Source organism: Streptomyces sp. NPDC059524 (assembly GCF_042749255.1).
GTDB lineage: Bacteria > Actinomycetota > Actinomycetes > Streptomycetales > Streptomycetaceae > Streptomyces > Streptomyces xanthii.
This window is the reverse complement of sequence record NZ_JBHYTK010000005.1, coordinates 108,001-115,209: the sequence shown is the minus strand read 5'-3', so window position 1 is coordinate 115,209 and position 7,209 is coordinate 108,001. Positions and strand designations below refer to the sequence as shown.

The following is a 7,209-nucleotide window of genomic DNA, read 5'->3' as shown; positions in this document are numbered from 1 at the left end:
CCGGCACACCGCACGCCGTGTGCCGGGGCGGGCGCCCGCTCCGCCCCGCACGCGCAATGATCAGCCGTCCCCGCGCAACGAATGCAGGGTCACACCGCGGTGCCGCGCTCGTAGCCTCGGTGCATCCGGCGCTCACCCGGACGGGCCGGCGATCGATTCCAGGAGCAGGTATGTCCATCTCCCGACGCACCGTCGTCACCGGCATCGCGGGCGGCACCGTGCTGACCGCCGCCGGCGGCGCATCCGCGGCCACGGCGGACGACGCCGTGCAGAACATCCTGAGCGCGGCGGGTGCCTGGCGGCAGACCGCGGCCGAGCGCGACATGCTGTACCGCCAGGCCTTCAACATCGCCCGTGACCGCGTCGACGCCGCACTGCGCGGAGGAGGACGGCCGGGGAGCGCGGGCCGCAGACCGCTCGCCGTCGTCTCGGACGTCGACGACACCGTCCTGTCCTCCGACACCTACTGGGCACGCCTGCTCACCGCCGGAAAGCAGGCCTTCGACGACACCCTGTGGGACACCTGGATCAGGGAGAACGGCCCCACGCCCACCCCCGGTGCCGTCGACTTCACCCACTACGCCGCAAGCAGGGGAGTGGAGGTCTTCTACGTCTCCTCCCGCGACCAGGGCCCCGACACCCAGGAGTTGGGCGTCGCCAACCTGCGTCATGCCGGGCTCGCCTTCGCCGACGACGCACACGTGACCATGCTCCGCGAGTCCTCGGACAAGGAGCCCGCCCAGCGCGAGATCGCGGCCCGGTACGAGGTCGTGGCCTACCTCGGCGACAACCTCAACGACTTCCGCCGCCGCTACTACGTGGACTCCGTCCCGCAGCGCAAGGCCCTGGCCGCGCAGGACGCCGAGCACTTCGGCCGCGACTTCGTCCTGTTCCCCAACAACACGGACGGGCACTGGATGCGGGCCGTCTTCGGGGAGAGCGAGCCGGCCGACACACCCGCGTACCGGGCGCGCATGCTGCGGGCCGCGCGGGGCGAACTGAACTGACGCCGGGGCCGGTTCAGCTCCTGGCGTCCAGCTCCACGTCCATCCGCTCCGCCTCGTCCCAGAACTCGGGATCGGCCTCCTGCAGACGGGCGGCCGCGTGCTCCATGTGGCGGCGCGCGGCCGAGCGGGCGGCCTCCGGGTCGCCCGCCTCGATCGCGGTCAGGATGGCGTGGTGCTCCTCGCGGACGGCGTCGAAGAAGTCGCCGCGGCGGGCCTCGTTGGCCCGTGTGACACGGATGCCGCCCCGGGAGACCTCGCCCAGATAGCGGACCGTGGAGACCAGGACCGGGTTGCCCGTCGACTCGGCGACGGAGCGGTGGAACGCGAGGTCCTCCTCCACACCGTCGCCGCCGGCCTCGACCGCGGTGTCGATCGCGGTCAGCGCGGCCCGCATGCGCGCGACGTCGGCGCGGGTCGCGCGGGACGCCGCGAGATGGGCGGCCTCGGCCTCCATCGCGCGGCGCACCTCGACGACCTGCAGCACCTTCGCCTTGGTGTCGGTGGCCCCGGTGTCGGCCTCCAGGTCCAGGGGACGGGTGCGGCGCGGCAGCACGAAGACGCCGCGGCCCTGCCGGGGCTCGACCAGGCCCGCGTTGCGCAGCCGGGACACCGCCTCGCGGATCACCGTACGGCTGACACCGAGCTGCTTGACGAGCTCGACCTCGGTCGGCAGCTTGTCGCCCGCGGTCAGCCGCCCCGACTCGATCTCCTCGGTGAGCATGGCCGCGACACGATCGGCCAGCCGCACGGGCCCGTCCACCTTGTTGAACATGACTTCAGTCTATCGGCGCGGGTGCGGCCGCCCCCGCCGAGGCCAGGGCCCCGGCCGTCACCGCGTCCGCGTGGTCGGCGACGTACTGCCGCACCACCGACGCGAAGTCGGGATCGGGCGTCAGGCCGAGCCCGGCGGCGCGCGCGTTGTCGAACGCGGCCGGCCAGGAACCGACGATCGCCTCCACGGCCGGGTCCGGAGCGACCGTCACGAGATCGGCGACCGCGTCCCCGGCCACCTCACGCAGGGTGTCCAGCATCTCGGCGACCGTGACGGTGAGGGCCGGCAGATTGACCGGGAGCCCGCCGGACAGCCGCCCGGGGCCTTCGCCCCGCTCGGCCTGGGCGACCCGCAGGATGCCCGCCACGGTGCGGCGCGGGGAGGCGAGCGCGACCCGCAGGCCGGGGCCGACCGGACAGACCGAGGGGAGCCCGGCGAGCGGCTCGCGCACGATCCCCGACAGGAAGCCCGAAGCGGCGGCGTTCGGCCTGCCCGGGCGCACCGACACCGTCATCAGGCGGGTGACCCGCCCGTCGAGGAAGCCGCGCCGGGTGTACTCGGCGACGAGCTGCTCGCAGATCCGCTTCTGCACGCCGTAGCTGGACTGCGGCGTCGGCAGCGTCGTCTCGTCGACGACCGCCGGCAGGGGCAGCGCGGCGTCCGAGCCGTACACGGCGACGCTGCTGGCGAGGACGAGACGCACCAGCGGGCCGCCGGCCGCGGACTGGGCGCGGGCGGCTTCGAGCAGGGCGCGGGTCGTGTCCAGATTGGCGCCCATGCCGAGGTCGAAGTCCGCCTCGCACTCGGCCGACACCGCGGCCGCGAGATGCAGGACCACGTCCACCGGCTCGGCGAACAGGTCGCCGAGGCGCTCGGTGAGATCGCCCTGGACGACCTCGGTCAGCGGGTCGGCGGTCAGCGGCGAGGTGTCCGGGACGAACCGGTCGGCGAGGACGATCCGTTCGACGGGCCGGCCGTCGAACGTGCGCTGCTCCAGCAGGGCCTCGGCGACCTGGCGGCCCAGGAAGCCGAAGCCGCCCGTGATGACGATCCTCATGCGTGGTCCTTCGGTGACGTGTGCGGAAACTCGGTGCGCAGAGCGCGGAGCCAGTCGAGGCCCTCGCTCGTGCCGGCCGCGGGGAAGTACTCGCAGCCGATCCAGCCGTCGTACTCCAGATCGTCGATGACGGCACAGAGGTGACGGAGGTTCAGCTCGCCGCGGTCCGGCTCGTGGCGGTCGGGCACACCGGCGATCTGCAGATGGCCGACCCGGCCGGACGGCAGGTCGCGGCGGAGCGTCGTGGTGAGGTCGCCCTCGACGATCTGGCAGTGGTACAGGTCGAGCTGCACCTTCAGATTGGGGGCGCCCACCTCCCGGACCACGGCGTGCGCGTCCGCCTGGCGGTTCAGGAAGTAGCCGGGAATGTCCCGGGTGTTGATGGGCTCGATCAGGATGTCCACCCCGGCGCTCGCCGCCTGCCGCGCGGCGTACGCCAGGTTCGCGACATACGTGTCACGGTGCCGGGCCCGGTCGGCGTCCGGGGCGACGAGGCCCGCCATCAGGTGCACGCGCGGGCTGCCGAGCGCGGCCGCGTACTCCAGCGCCCGGTCGACGCCCTCGCGCAGCTCCGCCTCCCGGCCGGGCAGCGCCGCGAGACCGCGCTCGCCGTGCTCCCAGTCGCCGGGCGGCGCGTTGAACAGGACCTGGCGCAGGCCGTGTCCGTCGAGGCGGGCGCGGAGCTCGCCGGCCGCGTAGGCGTACGGGAAGAGGTACTCGACGGCGTCGAAGCCGTCCGCCGAGGCCGCGGCGAAGCGGTCGGGGAAGTCGTGCTCCGGGTACAGCGTCGACAGGTTCGCTGCGAACCTCGGCATGGGTGGCTCCTGGGGGTCGGACGGTGCGGCGTCAGCGGTTGACGACGCTCTTCTTCGTGGTGAGGACGGCCGCGGCGCCGATGACGAGGGCGAGGGCCAGTACGTACATCGGTATCGCCGTCGAGCCGGTCGAGTCCTTCAGCGCTCCGATCATGTACGGGCTGACGAAACCGGCGAGATTGCCGACCGAGTTGATCGCGGCGAGGCCCGCGGCCGCCGCCGTGCCGCCGAGGAACGCGGTGGGCAGCGACCAGAACAGCGGGGCGCACGTGAGCACGCCGGCCGCGGCGATCGACAGGGCGACCAGGGACAGCGCCGTCGAGCCGGTCCAGCTCGCCGCCATCGAGAAGCCGGCGGCGCCCATGAGCGAGGGGACGACCAGGTGCCAGCGGCGCTCGCGGCGCTTGTCGGCCGAGAGACCGAACAAGTTCATGGCGACGAGCGCGGCCACGTACGGGACGGCGCTGAGCACACCGATCGCGAGGGCGCCCTCGATGCCGGTGGACTCGACGAACGTGGGCATCCAGAACGTCAGCGCGTACTGGCCCATCACGAAGCAGAAGTAGATGAGGCACATCAGCCACACCTTGCCGTCGCGGAAGGCGTCGAGGGCACGGCCGTGGACGCTGTGCCGCTCGGCGTCGGCGGCGACGGCGCGCTCGACGACGTCCTTCTCCTCGTCGGTGAGCCACTTGGCGTCCCGTACGCCGTTGTCGAGCCAGTACAGGGTGACGACACCGATGAGCACGGCGGGGACGGCCTCCACGAGGAACAGCCACTGCCAGCCGTCCCAGCCGCCCAGACCGTGGAACACGTCCATGATCCAGCCGGAGAGCGGGTTGCCGAAGATGCCGGCCACGGGGATCGCGGACATGAACAGAGCGATCACGCGGGCCCGGCGCTGGGAGGGGAACCAGTACGTGCAGTACAGGATGACGCCGGGGTAGAAGCCGGCCTCGGCGGCGCCGAGCAGGAAGCGGAGCACGTAGAACGTCGCCTCGTTGGAGACGAACACGAACGCCGCGGACACCACGCCCCAGCTGATCATGATGCGGGCGATCCAGGTGCGGGCGCCCACGCGCTGCAGCAGCAGGTTCGAGGGCACCTCGAAGAGGAAGTAGCCGATGAAGAACAGGCCGGCGCCGAGGCCGTAGGCCGCCTCGCTGAAGCCGAGGTCCGCGGACATCTGCAGCTTGGCGAAACCGACGTTGACGCGGTCCAGGTAGGAGACGACGTAACACAGCATCAGGAAGGGGACGATGCGGCGGACCACTTTGCGGAACACGGCGTTCTCACGCGCCAGTTCGGGGGTGGTCTCCGTGGGCACGGTCGTGGGCATGAGGAGCACTTCCTTGTGCGGCTCGGTGGGAACGAGCGGACGGGGACGGCCGGCCGGGGGACGGGCCGGGCGGGAAGGTCACCAGGCGGCGCCGAAGGCCTCTCTCAGTTCGGCGACGGCGTGGTCGGGGAGCGGCTCGGGCGTGCGGGGGGTGGTGAGCCAGAGCCGGGCCGTCTCCTCGAGTTCTTCGAGGACGGCGAGCGCGGAAGCGGCGTCCGGGCCCCAGACGACGGGGCCGAGACGGTCGAGCAGCACGGCCCTGATGGGGGTGCCCTCGGCGGCGCGGGCGGCGATCCGCTCGGTCACCAGGTCGGCGACGCGCGGATCTCCGGGCCGGTGGTAGGGGACGAGCGGGACGTGCCCCACCTTCATGACGTAGTACGGGGTGATCGGCGGAAGGACGTCGTCCGGCCGCCACACACCGGCCAAAGTGAGCGCGACCAGGTGCGTGGAGTGGGTGTGCAGGACGAAGCGGGCCGTGGGGTCGGCGGCGTAGATCCGGCGGTGGAGGGTGAGCGTCTTGCTGGCCCGGTCGCCCGCGAGCTGCCGTCCGTCGGCGTCGACGAGGGCGAGCCGGTCGGCGTCGAGGAAGCCGAGCGCCGCGTCGGTCGGTGTGATCAGGTGGCCGCGCCCGTCGTCGAGCCGGGCGCTGATGTTGCCCGCGCTGGCGTGTACGTAGCCGCGGGCGAACAGGCTGCCGCCGACGCGGACGATCTCGGCGCGCGCGGCCTCGGTCGCGGGGTCCTGCTCCGGCGGGAGTGTCATGCGGCCACCTCGTCGAGCAGGGTGAACGCCGAGGTGAAGAAGTCCGGCCCGCCGAAGTTCCCCGACTTGAGGGCGATGTGCAGGGTGCCGGCGCCGTACGGGAGCGGCGCCGCGCACCAGGGCACGCCCGGGTCGATCTGCGGCCCGATGCGCAGCCCGGTCAGGCCGAGGGCCTGCACGACCGCGCCCGAGGTCTCGCCGCCGGCGACGACGAGCCGGCGGACCCCGCCCTAGACCAACCCCCGGGCGGCGCGCGCGCGCGTGGGCGCGAGCAACGCGCACGCGGGGGCCCGCCCCCGCCCGGGCTCGGGCCCCCCCCGGCGCGCTGCCCTGCGCGGGGGGGCGACAGACCCCCGCCGCGCGGGGACGCGCCCCGGGCGCCGCCCCCCCGCCCCACGCCGCGCTCGACCAGCCCCTGGGCGACGCGCGCGAGCGTGCGCTCGACCAGCGCTCCCGCGTCGGCCGCGCCGAGCTCGGCCTGCACGGCCCGTACGGCGTCGGGCGACCCGGTCGAGTACACGAGGACGGGCCCTTCGGGCAGCTGCCGCTCGGCGAAGGCGAGGGCCTCGGCGGCGACGTCCTCGCCCGCCGCGATCCGCAGCGGATCCACGCTGAACGCGGGGCGGCCCGTGGCCAGGAACGCCCGCACCTGCCCGTTCGTGGCGGCGGACACCGAACCGGCGACGACCGCCGCGTGCCCGGACGCCGCCGGCAGCCGCGCCGCGTCCGGCGAGGGCGCGACACCCCAGTTCGCCGGCAGGCCGATCGCCAGCCCCGAACCCGCGGTCACCAAGGGCAGGTTCGCGACGGCGGCGCCCAGACGCAGCAGGTCCTCGTTCGAGACCGCGTCGACGATCGCGGCCCCGACTCCGTCCTTGCGCAGCGCGTCGATCCGGGCGGCGATCGCGTCGGGTCCGGCGGCGACGACCGTGTGGTCGACGAGTCCGACGGGGCGCCGCATCTGCGCCCCCAGCACGGACACCAGGTTGGAGTCGGTCATCGGGGTGAGCGGATGGTGGCGCATGCCGCTGTCGCCGAGCAGGACGTCACCGACGAAAAGATGGCCCTTGAAGACGGTGCGGCCGTTGTCGGGGAACGCGGGCGTCGCCACGGTGAAGTCCGTCCCGAGCGCGTCCATCAGGGCTTCGGTGACCGGGCCGATGTTCCCGGCCGGCGTCGAGTCGAACGTCGAGCAGTACTTGAAGTAGATCTGCCCGGCGCCCGCCGAGCGCAGCCACTCCAGGGCGCGCAGCGAGGCGTCGACGGCCTCGGCCGCCGGGACCGTCCGCGACTTGAGCGCGATGACGACCGCGTCCGCGTCCCGCGGCACGCTCGTTCCGTCCTGCGGTACGTCGATCAGCTGGACCACGCGCAGGCCAGCGCGCACCAGGTTGTTGGCGAGATCGGTCGCGCCGGTGAAGTCGTCGGCGATGCATCCGAGGCGCAGGGCCATG

Annotated in this window: 8 protein-coding genes; 1 reads left to right on the top strand and 7 read right to left on the bottom strand. The window is 73.5% G+C overall.

The window, feature by feature from the left end; translation table 11 throughout:
• The first annotated feature begins 170 nt into the window (after window positions 1–170).
• Window positions 171–1,007: a 5'-nucleotidase, lipoprotein e(P4) family gene (locus ACFW9D_RS02600; protein ID WP_384616914.1), complete on the top strand. Its 837-nt coding sequence runs from the start codon at window positions 171–173 to the stop codon at window positions 1,005–1,007.
• Between the two features lie 13 nt (window positions 1,008–1,020).
• On the opposite strand, the gene ACFW9D_RS02595 is transcribed toward ACFW9D_RS02600, so the two are convergent.
• The 7 genes from ACFW9D_RS02595 to otnK form a co-directional block, all read right to left on the bottom strand.
• Window positions 1,021–1,779 carry a FadR/GntR family transcriptional regulator gene (locus ACFW9D_RS02595; RefSeq protein ID WP_188340781.1) on the bottom strand — a complete coding sequence of 253 codons (759 nt, stop codon included), beginning with the start codon at window positions 1,777–1,779 and terminating at the stop codon, window positions 1,021–1,023.
• Between the two features lie 4 nt (window positions 1,780–1,783).
• Window positions 1,784–2,836 (bottom strand): D-erythronate dehydrogenase, encoded by a 1,053-nt coding sequence (gene denD, locus ACFW9D_RS02590; protein WP_384616912.1) that lies wholly within the window; start codon window positions 2,834–2,836, stop codon window positions 1,784–1,786.
• On the bottom strand, window positions 2,833–3,651 hold the full coding sequence (gene otnI, locus ACFW9D_RS02585; RefSeq protein WP_384616910.1) for a 2-oxo-tetronate isomerase: 819 nt from the start codon (window positions 3,649–3,651) through the stop codon (window positions 2,833–2,835). The genes denD and otnI overlap by 4 nt, the downstream gene beginning before the upstream one ends.
• A 31-nt stretch (window positions 3,652–3,682) precedes the next feature.
• Window positions 3,683–4,990 carry an MFS transporter gene (locus tag ACFW9D_RS02580; protein ID WP_188340784.1) on the bottom strand — a complete coding sequence of 436 codons (1,308 nt, stop codon included), beginning with the start codon at window positions 4,988–4,990 and terminating at the stop codon, window positions 3,683–3,685.
• Between the two features lie 78 nt (window positions 4,991–5,068).
• On the bottom strand, window positions 5,069–5,755 hold the full coding sequence (locus ACFW9D_RS02575) for an aldolase (protein WP_384616908.1): 687 nt from the start codon (window positions 5,753–5,755) through the stop codon (window positions 5,069–5,071).
• Entirely contained in the window at window positions 5,752–5,934 is a 183-nt protein-coding gene (locus ACFW9D_RS02570; RefSeq protein ID WP_384616906.1) for a nucleotide-binding domain containing protein, read from the bottom strand. The genes ACFW9D_RS02575 and ACFW9D_RS02570 overlap by 4 nt, the downstream gene beginning before the upstream one ends.
• Window positions 5,916–7,208 carry a 3-oxo-tetronate kinase gene (otnK, locus tag ACFW9D_RS02565; protein ID WP_384616904.1) on the bottom strand — a complete coding sequence of 431 codons (1,293 nt, stop codon included), beginning with the start codon at window positions 7,206–7,208 and terminating at the stop codon, window positions 5,916–5,918. The genes ACFW9D_RS02570 and otnK overlap by 19 nt, the downstream gene beginning before the upstream one ends.
• Window position 7,209: the final 1 nt, after the last annotated feature.

Bases quoted from the DNA above. Each gene is read 5' to 3' on its own strand.
- ACFW9D_RS02600 (WP_384616914.1), top strand. From the start codon at position 171: ATGTCCATCTCCCGACGCACCGTCGTCACCGGCATCGCGGGCGGCACC.
- ACFW9D_RS02595 (WP_188340781.1), bottom strand. From the start codon at position 1,779: ATGTTCAACAAGGTGGACGGGCCCGTGCGGCTGGCCGATCGTGTCGCG.
- denD (WP_384616912.1), bottom strand. From the start codon at position 2,836: ATGAGGATCGTCATCACGGGCGGCTTCGGCTTCCTGGGCCGCCAGGTC.
- otnI (WP_384616910.1), bottom strand. From the start codon at position 3,651: ATGCCGAGGTTCGCAGCGAACCTGTCGACGCTGTACCCGGAGCACGAC.
- ACFW9D_RS02580 (WP_188340784.1), bottom strand. From the start codon at position 4,990: ATGCCCACGACCGTGCCCACGGAGACCACCCCCGAACTGGCGCGTGAG.
- ACFW9D_RS02575 (WP_384616908.1), bottom strand. From the start codon at position 5,755: ATGACACTCCCGCCGGAGCAGGACCCCGCGACCGAGGCCGCGCGCGCC.
- otnK (WP_384616904.1), bottom strand. From the start codon at position 7,208: ATGGCCCTGCGCCTCGGATGCATCGCCGACGACTTCACCGGCGCGACC.